Source organism: Micromonospora sp. NPDC023966 (assembly GCF_040639095.1).
Taxonomy (GTDB): Bacteria; Actinomycetota; Actinomycetes; order Mycobacteriales; family Micromonosporaceae; genus Micromonospora.
This window is the reverse complement of the sequence record NZ_JBEZZJ010000045.1, coordinates 22865-40595: the sequence shown is the minus strand read 5'-3', so window position 1 is coordinate 40595 and position 17731 is coordinate 22865. Positions and strand designations below refer to the sequence as shown.

General features: G+C 74.9%; 18 protein-coding genes and 2 pseudogenes. 10 read left to right on the top strand and 10 right to left on the bottom strand.

The window, feature by feature from the left end; all coding sequences use genetic code 11:
• Positions 1 to 150: 150 nt before the first annotated feature.
• Positions 151 to 1374, bottom strand: a complete 1224-nt coding sequence (locus AB0F68_RS32255; protein ID WP_357345153.1) for an MFS transporter — start codon at positions 1372 to 1374, stop codon at positions 151 to 153.
• A gap of 446 nt (positions 1375 to 1820) precedes the next feature.
• Between AB0F68_RS32255 and AB0F68_RS32250 the strand changes: the two genes are divergently transcribed.
• Positions 1821 to 2348: a GNAT family protein gene (locus AB0F68_RS32250; protein ID WP_357345121.1), complete on the top strand. Its 528-nt coding sequence runs from the start codon at positions 1821 to 1823 to the stop codon at positions 2346 to 2348.
• A gap of 49 nt (positions 2349 to 2397) precedes the next feature.
• On the opposite strand, the gene AB0F68_RS32245 is transcribed toward AB0F68_RS32250, so the two are convergent.
• A complete protein-coding gene (locus AB0F68_RS32245) occupies positions 2398 to 2556 on the bottom strand; it encodes a hypothetical protein (protein ID WP_357345119.1) in 159 nt (52 codons plus the stop codon).
• A gap of 182 nt (positions 2557 to 2738) precedes the next feature.
• Between AB0F68_RS32245 and AB0F68_RS32240 the strand changes: the two genes are divergently transcribed.
• Both AB0F68_RS32240 and AB0F68_RS32235 read left to right on the top strand, forming a co-directional pair.
• Positions 2739 to 4889, top strand: coding sequence for a glycogen debranching N-terminal domain-containing protein (locus AB0F68_RS32240; protein WP_357345117.1), 2151 nt, complete (start codon positions 2739 to 2741; stop codon positions 4887 to 4889).
• Between the two features lie 46 nt (positions 4890 to 4935).
• Entirely contained in the window at positions 4936 to 6234 is a 1299-nt protein-coding gene (locus AB0F68_RS32235; RefSeq protein WP_357345115.1) for an NAD(P)/FAD-dependent oxidoreductase, read from the top strand.
• Positions 6235 to 6239: 5 nt separating this feature from the next.
• Here the strand turns inward: AB0F68_RS32235 and AB0F68_RS32230 are convergent, their stop codons facing one another.
• From AB0F68_RS32230 to AB0F68_RS32215, 4 genes and pseudogenes are all read right to left on the bottom strand, one after another.
• A complete protein-coding gene (locus AB0F68_RS32230; protein WP_357345151.1) occupies positions 6240 to 6797 on the bottom strand; it encodes an AI-2E family transporter in 558 nt (185 codons plus the stop codon).
• A 109-nt stretch (positions 6798 to 6906) separates the two neighbouring features.
• Positions 6907 to 7368 (bottom strand): annotated as a pseudogene (locus AB0F68_RS32225) (AI-2E family transporter); the annotation flags it as partial.
• Positions 7369 to 7411: 43 nt separating this feature from the next.
• Complete coding sequence (locus AB0F68_RS32220; protein WP_357345112.1) at positions 7412 to 8203, bottom strand: fused MFS/spermidine synthase; 792 nt, start codon at positions 8201 to 8203, stop codon at positions 7412 to 7414.
• Positions 8204 to 8271: 68 nt separating this feature from the next.
• A complete protein-coding gene (locus tag AB0F68_RS32215; protein WP_357345110.1) occupies positions 8272 to 9243 on the bottom strand; it encodes a DUF2267 domain-containing protein in 972 nt (323 codons plus the stop codon).
• A 185-nt stretch (positions 9244 to 9428) separates the two neighbouring features.
• Between AB0F68_RS32215 and AB0F68_RS32210 the strand changes: the two genes are divergently transcribed.
• On the top strand, positions 9429 to 9743 hold the full coding sequence (locus AB0F68_RS32210) for a hypothetical protein (RefSeq protein ID WP_357345108.1): 315 nt from the start codon (positions 9429 to 9431) through the stop codon (positions 9741 to 9743).
• Between the two features lie 67 nt (positions 9744 to 9810).
• Here the strand turns inward: AB0F68_RS32210 and AB0F68_RS32205 are convergent, their stop codons facing one another.
• Both AB0F68_RS32205 and AB0F68_RS32200 read right to left on the bottom strand, forming a co-directional pair.
• A complete protein-coding gene (locus tag AB0F68_RS32205; RefSeq protein WP_357345106.1) occupies positions 9811 to 10155 on the bottom strand; it encodes an STAS domain-containing protein in 345 nt (114 codons plus the stop codon).
• A gap of 45 nt (positions 10156 to 10200) precedes the next feature.
• Positions 10201 to 10563, bottom strand: a complete 363-nt coding sequence (locus tag AB0F68_RS32200; protein WP_357345104.1) for an STAS domain-containing protein — start codon at positions 10561 to 10563, stop codon at positions 10201 to 10203.
• 241 nt (positions 10564 to 10804) lie between these two features.
• Between AB0F68_RS32200 and AB0F68_RS32195 the strand changes: the two genes are divergently transcribed.
• The 5 genes and pseudogenes from AB0F68_RS32195 to AB0F68_RS32175 all read left to right on the top strand — a co-directional run bounded on the left by AB0F68_RS32195 (position 10805) and on the right by AB0F68_RS32175 (position 15164).
• Positions 10805 to 12556: a PP2C family protein-serine/threonine phosphatase gene (locus AB0F68_RS32195; RefSeq protein WP_357345102.1), complete on the top strand. Its 1752-nt coding sequence runs from the start codon at positions 10805 to 10807 to the stop codon at positions 12554 to 12556.
• A pseudogene (locus AB0F68_RS32190) lies at positions 12553 to 13601 on the top strand (cobalamin-dependent protein). The gene AB0F68_RS32195 and the pseudogene AB0F68_RS32190 overlap by 4 nt, the downstream one beginning before the upstream one ends.
• An 87-nt stretch (positions 13602 to 13688) precedes the next feature.
• Positions 13689 to 14036 carry an STAS domain-containing protein gene (locus tag AB0F68_RS32185; protein ID WP_357345100.1) on the top strand — a complete coding sequence of 116 codons (348 nt, stop codon included), beginning with the start codon at positions 13689 to 13691 and terminating at the stop codon, positions 14034 to 14036.
• 72 nt (positions 14037 to 14108) lie between these two features.
• On the top strand, positions 14109 to 14555 hold the full coding sequence (locus AB0F68_RS32180) for a response regulator (protein WP_357345098.1): 447 nt from the start codon (positions 14109 to 14111) through the stop codon (positions 14553 to 14555).
• A gap of 120 nt (positions 14556 to 14675) precedes the next feature.
• Positions 14676 to 15164 (top strand): ATPase, encoded by a 489-nt coding sequence (locus tag AB0F68_RS32175; RefSeq protein ID WP_357345096.1) that lies wholly within the window; start codon positions 14676 to 14678, stop codon positions 15162 to 15164.
• 8 nt (positions 15165 to 15172) lie between these two features.
• Here AB0F68_RS32175 and AB0F68_RS32170 read toward each other — a convergent pair whose 3' ends face one another.
• The gene (locus AB0F68_RS32170) at positions 15173 to 16012 is read right to left on the bottom strand and encodes a hypothetical protein (RefSeq protein ID WP_357345094.1); all 840 of its coding nucleotides are present in this window, start codon (positions 16010 to 16012) and stop codon (positions 15173 to 15175) included.
• A 319-nt stretch (positions 16013 to 16331) separates the two neighbouring features.
• Here AB0F68_RS32170 and AB0F68_RS32165 point away from each other — a divergent pair, with 319 nt between their 5' ends.
• A complete protein-coding gene (locus AB0F68_RS32165; protein ID WP_357345090.1) occupies positions 16332 to 17282 on the top strand; it encodes an endonuclease/exonuclease/phosphatase family protein in 951 nt (316 codons plus the stop codon).
• 4 nt (positions 17283 to 17286) lie between these two features.
• On the opposite strand, the gene AB0F68_RS32160 is transcribed toward AB0F68_RS32165, so the two are convergent.
• Entirely contained in the window at positions 17287 to 17715 is a 429-nt protein-coding gene (locus AB0F68_RS32160; RefSeq protein WP_357345088.1) for an OsmC family protein, read from the bottom strand.
• Between the last annotated feature and the right edge of the window lie 16 nt (positions 17716 to 17731).

Here is a 17731-nt window from a genome sequence, read left to right as displayed (position 1 = left end):
CGCGACACCACGCTGCTGGAGGCATCCGTCGCCGCGGCTACACCGACGTGACGGCAGGGTGACCGTGAGGAGGCGGTTCGGGTGGTGACCCGGGACACCCGGGCACGCCGGTGGGGAGACCGGACGGACTCCCCACCGGCGTGGGACGGATCAGCGGCCGGTGTCGGCCAGGCGGCGCCAGGCCAGCACGGTGAGCACCGCCAGCGCCGCCGCGGCCAGCCAGAAGGGGGCCAGGATCCCCGCCGCCCGGGCCAGAACGCCGCCGGCGACCGTGCCCAGCGCCGCCCCGCCCAGGTTGGCCAGGGCGTAGACGCTGTTCACCCGGCCGCGCAGCCGGTCCGGCACGAGTCGCTGTCGCAACGACACCACGAGCACGCCCCAGACCATGGCGTGCGCGCCCCACACGGCCAGCGCGGCGCCGGCGACCACCGGATGCCGGGTGCCGGCCAGCACGACCTGGAGCCCGATCTCGACCAGCAGCCCGGCCCGGAGCAGCGCGGGCGTGCCGAACCGGGACCGCAGCCGGGTGGCCAGCGCGCTGCCGGCCAGTCCGCCGAGCGCCGAGGCGGTCAGCAGCAGGCCGTACCCGACCTCGGCGAGGCCGAGCCGCTGCCGGGCGTAGAGCACGAACGCGGCGAAGGCGGCGCAGAACGCCACGTTCATGACGGCGATGCAGCAGGCCAGGGTGCGCAGCACCGGCACGGCCCAGAGCGCGCGCAGCCCCTCCACCACGTCGGCCCGCAGCGACCGGTCCGGAGCCGCGGGGGCCGGCGGCGTCGCGGACGGGACGGGTCGCCGGCGCAGCAGGGCCAGCAGCAGCGCGGCCACCCCGAAGGTGGCCGCGTCGAACCCGAACGGCAGCGCGGCCGCGCACAGGAAGAGGTACGCCCCGAGCGGCTTGGCCACGAACTGGTTGCCGATGACGAAGGTGGCGGAGAGCCGGCTGTTGGCCTGCTCCAGGCGGTCGGCCGGCACCACCGACGGCAGAAGCGCTCCGGCCGCGGTGTCGGCCAGGGTCTCGCCGATGCCGGTGAGGAAGAAGGCGAGGCAGACCAGTGGCACGGTGGCCACCCCGGCGAGCACCGCAGCGGCCAGCGCGGCCAGCACCAGGGCCCGAGCCAGGTTGACCGCGACGATCAGCCGGCGACGGTCGAGCCGGTCCACGAGGGCCCCGCTGACCAGGGCGAGGAGCAGCCACGGCAGTTGCGGGGCGAGCGCGGCGGCGGCCACCGCGGCCGGGTCCGGGGTGAGCGAGGCGACCAGCAGCGGCGCGGCCACCAGGGTGACGCCGTCGCCGAGGTTGGAGACGGCCGACGCGGTCCAGAGCCGGCGGAAGTCGGGGCCGAGCCGTCCGGCGGGAAGGGTGGCCGTCATGCCGGCCACCGGGCAGGGGTACGTGGTCCGGGCGCGACGCGGCGCCCGGACGGGTTGTCCGGAAACACGAGGAACTCCCTCGGAAGCGATGTGGTGGCGTGCGGGCACGCCAGGACGTCGGGATCCGCGCGGGGGCGGATCACCGGATCGCTTCGCGGCGAGGGTGGCGGTGTCGGGCCTGGCGGGAAACGCCGGGCGGGTCGGGCTTCGACGACTCGAAGCTCGGCGCGTCTGACGCCGCGCGGCGACCTGGAGCCGTCGGCCGAGCCGCGCCGGTCAGGTCAGGACACCGGGTCGCCCAGCGGCGAAGCGGGAACCAGCACCGTGCCGAGTGGAGCAGTCCTCATGATCGACCTCCCGTCCTCGGCTGCCACGCTAGGGCACCGCGGCGCGCGGCGCGACCCCGGTTGGACAGCGGCCGGGCGGGTGACCGAGAGTGGCTCACCGTGAGGTACCTGCGCAGCGACGGCCGCGTCGCGATCCGCCGCCCCCGCCCCACCGACGAGACGGAGTTCGTCGCCGCCGCCCGGCGCAGCCGCGACCTGCACCACCCGTGGCTCGCCGCGCCCGACGACGCCGAGCAGTACGCCGCCTACCTGCGCAAGATCCGGGGGCGGGGCAACGCCGGTTACCTGTTCTGCGACCGGGCCACCGGGGCGATCGCCGGGTACGCGAACATCAGCGGCATCGTCATGGGCGCGCTGCGCGGCGGCTACCTGGGCTACGCCGCGTTCCTGCCGTACGCCGGCACGGGGCACGCCTCGGCCGGGGTGCGGCTGGTGATCGAGCACGCGTTCACGGCGCTCGGGCTGCACCGGCTGGAGGCGAACATCCAGCCCGGCAACGAGCCGTCGAAGCGACTCGCGCAGCGGCTGGGGTTCCGGCTGGAGGGCTTCTCGCCGGACTACCTGTTCATCGACGGCGCCTGGCGGGACCACGAACGCTGGGCGATCACCGCGCCGGCGCCGGGCTGAACGGCGCGGTGGCGGCCGCCCAACGGCGACCGCCACCGGCGTCATCGGCTCAGCGCCCGGGCCCCCGGTCCCGCGGCCGCTGCCCGGTGAGGCGCTGGAGCTTCGCCTCCTTGTGCTCGACGCGCCGGCGCTGCCGGGGCGTGAGCTGCGGACGGCCACTCTGCTGCCGATAGTGGGAGACACGTCGGTCGGACGGCAGGATGCTCATTGCGGGCTCCCCTCTGTCGGGATCGACTCTCGCGCTCCCACCACCCTCCGTCGCGGCCGGGTGAGCTCACCCCACCCGGTCCGGGTGAGCGGCGGTCAGCTACCCGGCTTCGTTGATGACGGAAGGTTTCACCCGGAGCGGGTGATGCGGCCCTCGCCCGTGCTCCTCCTACGGTGGGCGGCATGGCTGTCGCGCGTCCGACTCCCGCCGACCCGACGCCCGGCCTGGCGGCCGCTGCCGGGCCCGGCGACCAGCGAGCCGTCCCGCCCGAGCTGGGCCCCCAGTCGCTCGCGGTGCTCAGCGGGCCCACCTTCATGTACTCCGACCCCGCCGGGGACGTGCCCCCGGGCAGCATCGGCGGGTTGGTCCACCTGGACACCCGGCTGGTCAGCGGTTGGGTGCTGACCATCGACGGCCGCCGGTTCCCGGTGCTGCGCTCGGAGACCATCGACCACTACTCCGCTCAGTTCATGCTCACCAATCCCGAGCTGCCCGGGCTGCCGCCGGACAGCCTGAGCGCGCGCCGGCTGCGCTACGTCGGGGACGCGTTCCACGAGCGGATCGAGCTGATGTCGTACTGCACGGAACCGGTGCGGTTCGAGGTGCGGCTGGCCGTCGCCGCCGATTTCGCCGACCTGTTCGAGGTCAAGTCCGGGGTGCGGGACCGCTCCGCCGACATCGTCCGCCGGCACGGCGCCGACGGAGCCGCCCTCTTCTTCCGGTACGACCGGGACGGCTTCACGGCCACCACCGACCTGCGCTCCAGCCTGCCCCCGGACCGGATCGAGGGCGACGAGCTGGTCTGGCAGGTGGAACTGGACTCCCGTGAGGGTTGGCGGGTGGACCTGGAGATGCCGCTGGCGCCCGGGCTGGGGGTCGTGGAGCCGGTGCGCGGCGACATCGCCGAGGTGGTGCACCGCCGGGCCGACGACCCGCTGCGCCGGTGGACGGAGAGCCGCGCGCTGCTGCAGAGCGACAACCCCGTCCTGGAACGGACCGCCCGCCGGTCCCGGTACGACCTGGCCGCGCTCCGGCTGGACCTGGAGGTCAGGGGCCAGCGGGTCATGCTGCCCGGTGCCGGGCTGCCCTGGTTCCTGACCGTGTTCGGCCGGGACACGCTGATCACCGCGTACCAGACGCTGGTGGCCGGGCCCGGCCTGGCCCACGGTGCGCTGCTGGCGCTCGCCCGGCTCCAGGGCACCCGGTGCGACGACTTCACCGACGAGGAGCCCGGCCGGATCCTGCACGAGGTGCGCAGCGGCGAGCTGACCCGCACCGGGGTCAAGCCGTACACCCCGTACTACGGGACGGCGGACGCCACCCAGCTCTGGCTCGTCCTGCTGTCCGAGTACTGGCGGTGGACCCGCGACGACGACCTCGTGCGCCATCTGCGCGAGCCGGCGCTCGCCGCGCTGCACTGGATCGACGCCTACGGCGACCGGGACGGCGACGGCTACGTCGAGTACGCCACCCGCTCGCCCGAAGGGCTGGGCAACCAGTGCTGGCGGGACTCCCCGGACGGGGTCTGCTTCTCCGACGGCCGGATCCCGGTGCTGCCGATCGCCACCAGCGAGATCCAGGGCTACACCTACGACGCGAAGCTGCGCTTGGCCGAACTGGCCGAGGGGCCGCTCGCCGACCGGTCGCTCGCCGCCCGGCTGCGGGCCGACGCGGCCCGGCTGTACGAGCGGTTCAACCGCGACTTCTGGCTGGACGAGCGGGGCGGCTTCTACGCGGTCGGCCTGGACGGCGACAAGACCCCGATCGACTCGAAGACCTCGAACATGGGCCACCTGCTGTGGAGCGGCATCGTCCCGCCCGAGCGCGCCGAGGCGGTGGTGCGCCAGCTCATGCACGAGGAGATGTTCTCCGGATGGGGCATCCGCACCCTGTCCCGGGAGGACCGGCCGTACAACGCCCTCGGGTACCACCTCGGCACCGTGTGGCCGCACGACAACTCGATCGCGGTGCTCGGGCTGGTCCGCTACGGCTACCGGGCCGAGGCCAACCGGATCGCCCTGGCCCTGCTCGAGGTGGCCGAGCAGTTCGGCTACCGGCTGCCGGAGGCGCTCAGCGGGTACGCCCGGGACCGGACCATGTTCGCCGTGCCCTACCCGACCGCGTGCAGCCCCCAGGCGTGGGCGGCCGGCGCGCCGCTGGCCCTGGTCCGTGCCATGCTCGACCTCAACCCGGTCGACGGCCGGCTGGAACTCGACCCGCACGTGCCGCCCGAGCTGGGCCGGGTCACCGCCCAGCGGGTCCGCGCCTTCGGGCAACGCTGGGACCTGGAGGCCGTCGGACGCCGCGGGTACGTCCGGCTCGCCGCGGACTGACCGAACCGCCACGTTTGTCCGGGCCCGCGATGGGAACGGGTCCGCAATGACGAAGCCTCGTGTGGTGATCGTGGGGGCCGGGTTCGCCGGATACCACGCGGCGAAGACGTTGATCCGGCGGGCCGGCAAGCGGGCCGAGATCGTCCTGCTGAACACGACCGACTACTTCCTCTACCTGCCGCTGCTGCCCGAGGTCGCCGCCGGGGTGGTGGAGCCCACCCGGATCGCCGTGCCGCTCGCCGGCACCCTCGACGGCGTCCGCGTGGTGATCGGCGAGGCGGACCGGGTCGACCTGCAGAACCGCTGGGTCGGCTACCGCTCCGTGGAGGGGGACCACGGCCAGCTCGCGTACGACCGGCTGGTGCTCTGCGTGGGCAGCGTCAACAAGCTGCTGCCGATTCCCGGGGTGACCGAGTACGCGCACGGCTTCCGGGGCCTTCCCGAGGCGCTCTACCTGCACGACCACGTGGTCCGCCAGACCGAGCTGGCCGAGCTGGCCGACGACCCGGCCGAGCAGCGGTCCCGGTCCACCTTCGTGGTCGTCGGCGCGGGCTACACCGGCACCGAGGTCGCCGCGCACGGCCAGCTCTTCACCGACCGGCTGATGGCGCAGCGCCCCCACCTCAAGGTGCGGCCCCGCTGGATGCTGCTGGACGTGGCCCCGCGCGTCCTGCCCGAGCTGGACCAGCGGCTGTCCGTCACCGCCGACCGGGTGCTGCGCCGGCGCGGCGTCGACGTGCGGATGGGCACCTCGGTCTCCGAGGCCACCCCGGACGGGGTGCTGCTCACCGACGGCGAGTACGTGCCCACGTGCAGCCTGGTCTGGTGCGTCGGGGTGCGCCCCGACCCGTTCGTGGCCGAGCTGGGGCTGCGCACCGAGAAGGGCCGCCTCGTGGTCGACGAGTACCTCAACGTCCCCGGCTACCCCGAGGTGTTCGCCTGCGGCGACGCGGCGGCCGTGCCCGACCCGACCCGCCCCGGGCAGATCTGCGCGATGACCGCCCAGCACGCGCAGCGGCAGGGCAAGCTCGCCGCGCACAACATCGCCGCCTCGTACGGGCAGGGCACCCGGAAGACGTACAAGCACCGCGACCTGGGCTGGGTGGTCGATCTCGGCGGTAAGGAAGCGGCGGCCAACCCGCTGCACGTGCCACTGGCCGGCCTGCCGGCCAAGGCGGTCACCCGCGGCTACCACCTGTATGCCATGCCCAGCAACCGGGCCCGGGTCGGCGCGGACTGGCTGCTCGACGCCGCCCTGACCCGGCCCGCCGTGCAACTCGGCCTGGTATCGGCGAACGCGGTGCCGCTGGAAAGCGAGTCGCCCGAGGTGGTCCACCGCCGCTGACCGGGTCAGCCGCCGGCCGGCGGCGGGTTCCCGTCCGCGGGTTTCCGGCCGCCGGCTCTGCGTCGTACCGCCGGGCCCCGGCCGGGTTCGGCCGGGACGGGCAGCGCCTGCCGGCCGCCGGCGTTGAACTCGCGCAGCAGGACCTGCCCGATCCCGGCCACCGGGATGGCCAGCAGAGCGCCCACCAGTCCGGCCAGCTCTGCGGCGAGCAGCACGCTGACCAGCACGGTCAACGGGTTCAGCCGCACGGCGCGGGCCATGATGACGGGCTGCAGCAGGTGATTCTCGACCTGCTGGTAGACCACGAAGAAGACCAGCACCACGACGCCGGCGGTGGGGGAGTGCAGGAACGCCGCCCCGGCCGCGACGATCGCCCCGAGGGTGGCCCCGACCAGCGGAATCAGGTCGGCCAGCGCGACCACCAGGGCGATCACCCCGGCGAACGGCACCCCGGCGAGGAAGAGCACCCCGAAGGTCAGCCCGCCGCAGATCACGCTGATCAGCAGGTTGCCGCTGAGGTAGCCGGTGATGATCCGGGAGGAGTCCCGGCCGACGCGCCGCAGCCGCTCCGCCGCACCGTCGCCGACCAGCTTGAGCGTGCCGGCGATGATCTTCGGAGCCCATCAGGTAGGCCAGCACCACCACGGTGACCACCGCGGCGACAGTCTCGAGCACGCCCCGGACCACGCCGGCCGCCGGCTGACCGAGCCGGGAGCCGTAGCGCTGGAGCTGGTCGGCGTGGGTGTCGGCGTACCGGCGCAGGTGGAACCGGTTCAACGCCTCGCCGACCGGTCCCCGCCCGGCGCGGACGTCGCGGAGCAGCTCCGGGGCCTGGTCGGCGAACCGGCGCAGCTCGTCGACCAGTGGCAGCACGATCATCGCGCCCAGCGCGGCCAGCAGCACGAAGGTGGCCAGGAAGACCAGCAGGGTGGCCAGTGCCCGGCGCCGGACCAGCCGCCGTTCCACCCCGTCGACCAGGGGCTTCAGGGCGACCGCGAAGAAGGCCGCGACCAGGGCCCAGACCAGCACCCGCCGGGTCTCCCAGACCAGCGCCAGCCCGACCAGCGTGACGAGCACCAGACCGATCACGATCAGCGCCCGGCGGGCGGTGGATCGGTCTTCGGCGTTGCTCATCCGGCGCGGCTACCCGCCGCGGACCGGCGGAAACCCCGCCCGGTCAGTCCTCGGCCAGGGTGGCGTCGGTGGCCGGCAGGGCACCGGCGACGAAGCCGTCCAGCGCCGCCCCGTGCAGTACGCCGCCGGGCACCGGGTCGCCGGCGGCGCGGGCGACGAGCCGGCGTACCGGCAGCCGGCCCGGGCGGGTCGCGGCGGCGAGCACCAGGTTGCCGTACCGCCGGCCGCGCAGCATCCGCCGGTCGGCGACCAGGCAGACGTCGGCGAAGACCGCCCGCAGCGTGGCGACCTGCGTCCGCGTGTGCGCCAGCGGCGGCAGGTCGGTGACGTTGACCAGGAGGATGCCGTCCGGGGCGAGCACCCGGGCCGCCTGGGCGGCGAACTCGACGCTCGCCACGTGCCGGGGCATCCGGGCCGCCCGGTAGACATCGGCCAGCACCAGCTCGTACGCCCCGGCCGGTGCGGCGGTGACCGCGTCCCGGGCGTCGCCGATCTCCACGACCACCTCGGGCGGCGCCGGCGGCAGCTCGCGGCGGACCAGCTCGACCACCGCCGGGTTCCGCTCGATCACAAGCTGCGGGGAGCCGGGCCGGGTGGCGGCCAGCCAGCGCGGCAGGGTCAGCGCCCCGCCGCCCAGGTGCAGGGCGGCCAGCGGCCGGCGCGGCGGGGCTGCCAGGTCGACCACGGCGGCCATCCGCCGCACGTACTCGAAGTGCAGGTGGCGCGGGTCCGCGACGTCGACGTAGGACTGTTCGACCCCGGCGGCGAGCAGCGTCCGGCCGGTGGGCCGGGCCCGGTCCACGACGATCTCCAGGACCTCGGCGTCGCCCTCCACGGCGGGCAACGCTACCCGGCCACGGCGGGCCGGCGGGCGCGGTGCCCGCCGGCCCGGTTGCCCACGGCTCAGCCGGCGGCCATCCCGGCGCCGGCCTCCTCGATGGCGGCGTCGACCTGCCGGGCCAGGTCCACGTCCAGCGCCGTCACCCCGTCGACCTGCTCGGTGCGCACGGTGAGCACGGCGCTGTCCGGGTCGGGCCGGCCGATCTGCGGGCCGCGCCCGGTGTCCACCCGGATCAGGTCGAGCCGGTCGAGCACCCGGTCCAGGTTGTCGGCCGGCAGCTCGATGGTGCGCACCAGCGACTGCCGGTCGCTGGACCAGTACGGCAGCCCGCCGAGCGCGGCCCGCAGTTCCTGCTCGTCCAGCGCGGCGGTGGCGGACGTCGCACCCACCAGGCCGCCGCCCGGCTCCGACGGGGCGAGCAGGTCCCGCAACCCGTCCGGTACGCGCAGCGACTCGACCAGTTCGCCGTCCGCGTCGGCCAGCGCCGCGAGGGTCGCCTCGGCCTGGTAGCGCGCCTGCTCGGGGGTGAGACGGCTGCGCCGGCCCACCTCGGCCAGGAACCCGGGCAGGTCCCGCCGCCGCTCGATGCCGTCCACCGGCACCACGTCGTGCAGCTTCACCGGCACCGCCTCGAGCAGCCGCTCCCGCTCGGCCTCGTCGAGCGCCCAGGCCAGCGCGAGCACGGTCGCCTCGGCCGCGACCTTGGCGGTCGAGAAGTCCACCCCGGCCCGCCGGCTCACATCGTCGACGAGATCCCGGTAGCCCAGCGTGGTCACCCGGACCGGCCGCTCGTCGGGCAGCGGGCGCGGGCGTTCCGCCACGGCCGCCGGCGGCGGCGCGGGACCGCCGCGCGTGGTGTCCGGCTTGCGATGGCCGGCCGGCGCGGGGCCGGACCGTTCGCGCCGGTCCAGCGAGGTGATCTGCTTGGACGCGCTCAGGCTGGCGCCGGTCTGGCTGGGCTGCCGACCGCGTTCCCTGGCCTCCCGGGCCAGGGCCCGGCGGCGCTGGTTGTCGCCCTCCATCTGCTTGCGCATCGTCGCACCTCGTTCCTGGTCGGTTGCGCTTGCGCCGGTCGCCTTCCCGGCGCTGCTGGGAAGGAAACGGGCGCTGCCGGACCGGACAGCTTCACTCGCTGCGGGTGAGGACCGGTCACCCGGGGGTGCCGCACGATCGGGGTGGACCGGAAGAACTTCCGACGCACGCGGAAGGGCAGGTCGTCATGAAACGGATCGTCGAGATCGTCCCCGCCCGGCCCGGCTGGTACGCGCGGTGGCAGGTCGACCCGGAGGGCACCCGCTGCTATCCGGTGACCCTCTGGGCGCTGCTGGAGGAGAGCGACGGCAGCGGACGCGAGGTCGTCGGCGTCGACTGTGTGGGCCAGTGGCCCGGAGCGGACGACAACGAGGCGGGTGGGGAGTTCGTCCGTTACCTGTTCCAGACGCCTGATTCCGGCGCGCCGGAGGACGCGGCCTCACCCAACGTGGGGGAGCTGCGCGAGTCCGGCCCGCGCCTGCAGCCTGCCCCGGCTGCCTGAGCCACCCTCCCCGGCCCCCGGCCCCTGGTCCCAGGGTCGGGGGCCACCCCCTGTTCCGGGGCGGCGGTCAGCCGACCTCGCGGGACTCCTCGGCCGCCGCGGGCGACCCGGCCAGCAGCTCGGCCAGCCCGGTGCGGTCCAGCAGCTGCCGCAGCTGCGCCTTCGCGTGCTCCAGTCGTACCGCGCCGGCGCCGGCCCGGTGGATGACCACCAGGGCGCTGAGACCGGAGGAGTCGCAGAGCGCCACCCCGCCGAAGTCGAGCAGCAGCTCCTGGTAGCCGTCGCGGCGCAGCTCGGCGGCCGCGGCGACCAGCTCCGGCGCGCTGTCGTAGTCCAACTCGCCGGTCAGCCGAAGCCGGGCACGTCCGGCGTCGAGCCGGTCCACCTCGATGGTCAACAGCTGGGAGGGCATGCGGCCATGTTCCCAGTCCGGGCTGATTCGGAGAACCCGGGGTGCTCAGGCAAGGGCCGACGAGTCCGTCGCGGGCCGCTCGGACCGGCCGGTCGGCTGCGGCCGGGTCAGCAGGCCGGTGACCCCGGTCATGTCGAGGATGGTCGCCAGGAAGCGCGGCGTCTCCCGCAGCTGGATCTCGGTGCCGCCCTCCTGGCCCTGCCGCCAGGCGTGCACGATCACCGACAGCCCGGTGCTGTCGATGAAGAGCAGGTCGCGGAAGTTCAGCACGAGCGTTCGTGGGCCCTCGGCCAGCAGCCGGTCGACCTCGGCCCGCAGCGGGGCGGCCGTGGTGAAGGCCAGCTCACCGCCGGCCCTGATGACGGGGGCCACGGGATCGGACCGGTCGACCGAGATGGTCAGCGGCATCGCCTCGGGCGTTCTCCGTTGAGGTGGCACCATCACGCCTTTCCCCGCCGGCCGGTCGGGCCGGGTCGTTCCGGATCGTAACAACCCCGGAGCCGGCCCGCCGGACAGCGCGTGCGCAGGTCGGAGCGCGGCCGTGGGGTGGCGGTCCCGGCGCACCGGCGTAGGGTGGGGCGAGGAGATTTGACCATACCCGCCGCTTTTCGGCGGACCGCGGTATCGACCAAGGAGTGGGGCTCAGCTGGTGACTGCTGCCGACGTCAGGGGCGCTGACCCGGGCGACGGACGGGTCTCCAAGCCGGGTGCCAGACGAGGTCGGGTGCGGCCCGCCGTCACGCCGGCCCTGCCGCCCCTGGCCCCGGATCGCGGTCTGCCCACGCCCGACTGGTCGGAGGTGGTGGAGCACTTCCGCGAGGGCCTCATCGTCTCGGACGCCGACGGTGTGGTGCGGCATCTCAGCCCGGTCGCCGAGCGACTGGTCCCCGAGGTGGTGACCGGCGAGGTGCTCGCCGCGGCCGGCGTGCCCGCGCTGCTCGCCGACGACCCGGGCGAGTTCACCCATCACGGCCGGCGGCTCCGGCTGCGCCGGGTCCCGCTCTCCGCCGGCCGCCGCTGCTCCTACGTCGAGGACGTCACCGAGAGCATCAGCCGGGCCGACGCGTTGCTCGCCGAGCGGGCCCGCTCGGCGTTCCTCGCCGTGGTCGGTGAGAAGCTCGGCAACCCCCTGCACCCCGACCGCGCCGCCGCCGCGGTGGTTCGGCTGGCCGTGCCGACCGTGGCCGACGTCTCGGTGCTGGTGCTGGCCCCGCGCTCGGGCCGGGCCCGCTGGTGGCGGGCGGTGCGCGCGGACGACGACGGACCCGCCGTGGACAGTGGCGTGCTCGCCGCCACGGCGCTGCCGTCAGCGATGGAGGAGGGCCTCGGCGGCGCCGAGCCGCATGCCGTGGACTGGCTCGTGGAGCAGGCCGTCGAGGCCGGCTGGCTGCCCGGCCCCGAGGCGGCGGGAGTCACCGCGCGGGTGGTGCCGCTGCCGGGCCGGGAGTCTCCGGCCGGGGTGCTGCTGGTCGCCCGACGGGCCGGCCGCTGGTTCGACGAGGCCGACCTCGACCTGGTCCGCGCCTTCGCGGCCCGGGCCGGTGCCGCGCTGACCACCGCCGTGCTCTACCGGGACCAGGCCGAGGTCGCCGACACCCTTCAGGCCAGCCTGCTGCCCGTCGAGCCGGCGGCGGCCGCCGGTGTGCAGTGGGGCACCGCGTACCGGCCGGCGCAGGCCGGGCTGCGGATCGGCGGCGACTTCTACGGCTCCCACCGGCTCCTCGACGGCGGCTCGGTCTTCTTCCTCGGCGACGTCTCGGGCAAGGGCGTCGAGGCGGCCGTGTTCACCGGCCAGCTCCGCCAGTGCCTGCACGCGCTGCACCGGGTCGAGTCGCAGCCGGCACGGCTGCTGAAGCTGCTCAACGACGCGCTGCTGGAGACCACCCAGGCGCACGGGCAGGGCCGCTTCGCCACCATGGTGCTGGGCGTGGCGCGCCCGCACCGCGACGGCAGCCTCACGCTGACCATGGCCGGGGGCGGCCACCTTCCGCCGCTGGTGCTGCGGGCCTCCGGCGAGATCGAGGTGGTCCCGCTGAGCGGGATGCTGATCGGCGTGGTGCCGGATCCCCGGATCGGCGAGGTGACCGTGCAGCTCGCGCCGGGCGAGACCTGCCTGCTCTACAGCGACGGGGTGACCGAGGCGCGGGGCGGCCGGCGCGGCGACGAGCAGTTCGGCGCAGAGCGGCTGTTCCACGCGCTGACCGGCTGCCACCGGATGCCGGCCCCGGCGCTCGCCGAGCGGGTCGAGCAGGTGACCTGCGACTGGCTCGCCCACGGCGACCACGACGACATCGCCGTGCTCGCGTTGCGGGCCACCGGCCCAGGCGGCCGTTCCGGCCGCCACCTGCACGCGGTGCCCGGCCCGAGCGGCGCCGACCGACCGAGAGAGACCGACGCGTGACCGCGACGACCACCGAGGCCGAGCCGGCCCGCGCCTTCCCCGGCTACCTGGAGTGCCTGGCGGAGGCCGACGAGCACGCCGCCGTCGAGGTGGCGCGCGGGCTGCTGGAGGCCGGCGTGCCGGCCGAGCGGGTGCTGCTGGACCTGGTCGCCCCGGCGCAGGCCGAGGTGGGGGAGCGGTGGGCGCGCGACGAGTGGAGCGTGGCCCAGGAGCACGCCGCCACCCACATCAGCGAGCGGGTGGTGGCCGCCGTCGCCGCGTACGCCGATCCCCGCCCGACGCGGGGCCGGATCGTGGTGGCCTGCATGGACGGCGAGTGGCACGCGCTGCCGGCCCGGCTGGTGGCCGAGGTGCTGCGGCTGCGCGGCTGGCAGATCACCTTCCTCGGCGCCAGCGTGCCCGCGGCGCACCTGGTGTCCTACCTGCACCGCTACGACGCGCACGCGGTGGCCCTGGCCTGCGCGTTGCCGATGCGGCTGCCGCACGCGCACCGGATGATCGAGGCCTGCCGCCGCTCGGACGTGCCGGTGGTGGTCGGCGGGCGCGGCTTCGGCGACGACGGCCGCTGGGCCCGGGTGCTCGGCGTGCCCTGGGCGCCGGACGCGCCCACCGCGGCCGGCCTGGTCGCCGACGAGCGGGCGCTGCGCGCGGTGCCGCCGGCGCGGCTCGACCACCTCGCCGACGACGAGTACGCGAGCCTGGCCAAGCGGCCCGGTGAGCTGATCGACAGCGCCCTGGCCGACCTGCGGGAGCGGGTGCCGGGGGTGCGCGACTACACCCCGGCCCAGCTCGACTCGACCGTCAGCGACCTCGGCTACATCATCGACTTCCTGGCCGCCGCCCTCTACGTCGACGACGAGACCCTCTTCACCGAGTTCGTCGAGTGGTTGGTGGCGATCCTGGTCAGCGCCGGGTGCCGGCGAGCGCGGTCGGGCTCACCCTCGACCACTATGGACAGCGGCTGCGCGACTTCCCCCGGGCCGGGCGGTTCCTCGACCGGGCCCGCGTGCTGGTCGGCGGGCTGTCGGCCGCGTCCGGACGGTGACCGCCAGGGTGCGGGCGTCGCGGCGAGACCTGCGTATACTTGCTGCACTGCACGGATCGGCCTGCGGTGCGAGCGAGAGGGGCCAGGGTGACGTTCACCGTCGCGTACGCCCAGCGGGACGGCGGCCCGGCCTGCCTCCGGCTCGCGGGTGAGCTCGACCTGAGCACCGCGCCGGAGCTCACCGCCGCAATCGACCGGCTGGCCGCCGAGGGGCACCGTGAGCTGCTGCTGGACCTCGCCGGGCTGACCTTTTGCGACTCCACCGGGATCGCCGCGTTCGTCCGCGGCGACAACCTGGCCGCCGCCGCGGGCGGCTGGTTGCGGGTCACCGGCGCGACCGGTCGGGTGGCCCGGGTGCTCCAGATGACCGGGCTGGCCGAGGTGCTGAGCTACGGGGCGGACCGGGCCGACCCGGCCACGCCGGCCGCCTCCTGATCGGATAGATTTCCCCGCCGACAGTCGATTTCGCCGTCGGCGCTCCACCTCCGAGACGAAGCAGGTAGTCCCATGGGTCAAGGCACCCCGAGCCCCGTTCGTATCCTGGTGGTGGACGACGACCCGGGTGACGTCCTGATGATCGAGGAGGCCCTCGAGGACTCCGACGTCGAGAAGATCATCGACGTGGTCAACGACGGCCAGGAGGCGATGGAGTTCCTCCGCCGCGAGGGTCGGCACACCGAGGCGCGGCGGCCCGACGTCATCCTGCTCGACCTGAACATGCCGCGGATGGACGGGCGCCAGGTGCTCGGCGAGGTCAAGCGGGACGAGGACCTGCGCACCATCCCGATCGTCGTGCTGACCACCTCCAACGCCGACACCGACATCCTCGGCAGCTACACCCTCCAGGCCAACGCGTACGTGACGAAGCCGATCGACCTGGACGACTTCAACGACGTGGTGCGCCGCATCGACGAGTTCTTCGGCCGGGTGGTCGTGCTTCCCAAGCACTCCTGACCACCTTCGTCCGGGCGTCCGGATGCTGAACATTTTGCGGGAACCGCCGCGGGCGTGGCCGCCCGCCGCCCAGGATCGTCAGGTGGGGAAGTGACACCAGCTGCCTGGGGGGCGACACGCATGAGGTTCTCCGTGGTTGAGACCGGTTACGACCAGCGGCAGGTGGACTCCTGCCTGGATGAGCTGGGAATCCGGTTGGTCCGGCTCGCGGCCCGCGCGGAGAGCGCCGCCGGCGCCGGCCGCGAGTGGGATCAGATCCGGGAGGACGCGACCCATCTCTGCGACTTCCTGCGCCGTCGGACCGCCGTGGTCGACGGCGAGGTGGCCGCCGGGACGGCCGCCGAGCGGGAGGCCGCCAGGCTGCTGGCCCAGGCCCGCAGCGAGTTGGAGGCCGCCCGCGAGGAGGCCCGCCAGGTACGCGAGCAGGCCTACGCCGAGGCGGTCCGGGCCCGCCGGGACTTCGAGGCGGCTCTGCTGGCCCGCCGCCGGCGCGAGGCCCGCGTCGACGAGGTCCTGTCGGGGGTACGCGGCGACACGGTTCCCCCGGACACGCCGACCGCCGCCGCGGGCGTGCCGAGCGGCGGCGCCGCCGAGCGCAACGCCGCCTGAGCGCCGGCTCAGGCCAGCGCCGCCACCACCGTGGTGGCCCGCTGCTCGTGCTGCGCGTACGCGTCGGGGAAGGCGGAGACCTGCACCGCCTGGGCCGCCGCCGTGACGCTCATCTCCGTCCAGCCGGGCACCTTGCTCAGCGCGGTGAAGAAGGCCCGGGCCGCGTACGCCGGCCGCATGATCTCGGCGACGGTGCCCCAGCCGCTGCTGGGCCGCTGCTGGAACAGCCCGATCGAGTCGTGGTCGGAGCCGCTGCCCTGGTGCGGGTAGTCGAACGACTCGGGGAGCACGTCGCTGGCCAGGTTGTAGAGGTCGCTCTCCTGCATGGCGGTGGCCACGGCCACCACCAGCGCCCGGCGGGGCATCTTCAGGCTCAGGCCCACGTCGACGATCGTCTTGGCGTTGTCCATCTGCCGCTGGTCCAGCCCGGCGACGGGCCGGGGGCGCTTGGGCCGGACCGGCTTCCTGGGCGCCTTCTTCGTGGGTGTCGGGCTGGGCGTGGCGACCGGGATGGGGGTGACCGGCACGGCGACCGGCGGGGCGCTGCGCTCGAAGTCCCGGGAGGCCCGCTCCTCGCTGGCCGCCGCCGCCCGGTCGGCGAGCACCTCGCGGACCGGCTCGTGCCGCTGCCCGGTCTCCTTCGCGCCGACGACCCCGATCAGACCGAGGCAGCAGGTCACGCCGGTGGCGACGGCGACCCGGGCGGGGGTGGACCGGACCGGCCCGCGCCGCCGCGGTTCCGGGGCCCGGTGCCGCCCGATCGTCCGTTCGGCTGATGCCGGGTCGATCGTACGGCGAACGGGCGACGTATCGGTCGGCTGCTGCTCAATGGGGTCGTCGGGATGCACCCGCCGAGGCTAGAAAGCTTCTCGGCTCTTGCCATCGGGGTGGTTAGTGGCATGCGCCACAATTTGCCATGATCCTCCCGCACATTACGCTCGGTGCAAGACGAATTCGATCTTCTCCACGTTTCGCATTTTCCGTTCATGTCGGAAACACCCGGGCAGAAACGACGCATGATCATCTTTTCGGCGGTTCCGTCGGCCCTCCTCCGTTCGGCCGAGGGGCAGGCCCGTCACCTGGGGATCCCCAGGGGCCAGGCGGCCCACGACGGGGCGTATCCCGATCGCCGCATCCGAGGTCCGCTGTCTCGATACGATGCGGACGGTGACGGAGCAGATGGTCGATGAGCGGGCCGCCGGAGAACCCGCCGGCCGCCAGGGCCGACGGGGACTGATCGTCAGCCTGTGCGCCGTCCTGCTCGCCGTGCTGCTCGTAGGCCACCGCGCGGTGCCCAACGTGCACGGCCTGGGCAGCCTGGTCGACAGCGCCACCCCGCTGCTCGGGCTCGGCGTACCCCTGCTCGCGCTGGCGGCGCTGCTGCGCCGGTCCCGCCGGGCCCTGCTCGTGGTCCTGCTGCCGGCGCTGGTCTGGGCGGCGCTCTACGGCGGCGTCTGGCTGCCGCCGGCCTCCGGGGCGGGCGCCACCTCGCTCCGGGTGGCCAGCCAGAACCTGCGCGCCGGCAATCCCGACCCGGCCGCCACGGTCGACGCCCTCGCCGACGCCGGCCCGGACCTGATCGGGCTCCAGGAGGTCGACGACGGCGGCGCGGTCGCCGCCGCGCTGCGCGGCCGCTACCCGCACCGGGCCGCGGTCTCCACCGTCGCCCTGTGGAGCCGCTGGCCGATCCACGAGGCGCACGGGATGGACACCGGCCTCGGGTGGGAGCGCGCGCTGCGGGCTGTGGTCGCCGCCCCGGAGGGCGACCTGGCGGTGTACGTGGTCCACCTCGGCTCGGCCCGGGCCGGGCACACCGCCACCCGCGACGAGACCCTCGCCGCGCTCGCGGCGATCGTCCGGGCCGACGACGCGTCCCGGCTGGTGGTGCTCGGGGATCTGAACACCGCCACCACCGACCGGGTCTTCGCGCCGCTCACCCGCCTGCTGCGCGACGCCCAGGCCGACGCCGGTCAGGGCTTCGGCTTCACCTGGCCGGCGGACCTCCCGGTGACCCGCCCGGACCACGTCCTCTACCGCGGGCTCACCCCCACCGCGGCCGGGGTGGTGCACACCCCGGACAGCGACCACCGGGCGGTGACCGCCGGTTTCCGCTGGTGAACCGTCAGTGCCGGCCGTTCTCCGCCGGGGTGACGGTGAGCCGGTGCCGGCTGTTGTCGCCGCTGGAGAACGGCCAGAGCCGATCCGCGTGCGCGACGAGGTCCGCCAACTGCTCCCGGGTGAGGCCCGCCGAGGAGATCTCGGCGTGCACGTCGGCCCGGTAGCGGCCGTCGTCGTCGCGGCCCAGCTTCGCCGCCGCGGTCACCTCGACGGTGTGCGCCTCGTCGGTGATCTCGCCGGCCGCCTCCACCGCGGCATGGTGCAGGCAGGAGGCGAACGCGGCGGCCAGGAGCTGCTCGGGCGTCAGGCCGGTGCAGTGCGGCGCCAACGGGGACGCCAGGGCGGAGGAGAGACCGCCGTCTTCGGTGCGTACGTGACCGCCCGCGGCGGTCGCCGTGGCCGTCTCGGTCAGCCAGGAACTCGGATCCGGCATCGCGTTCCTCCCGTCA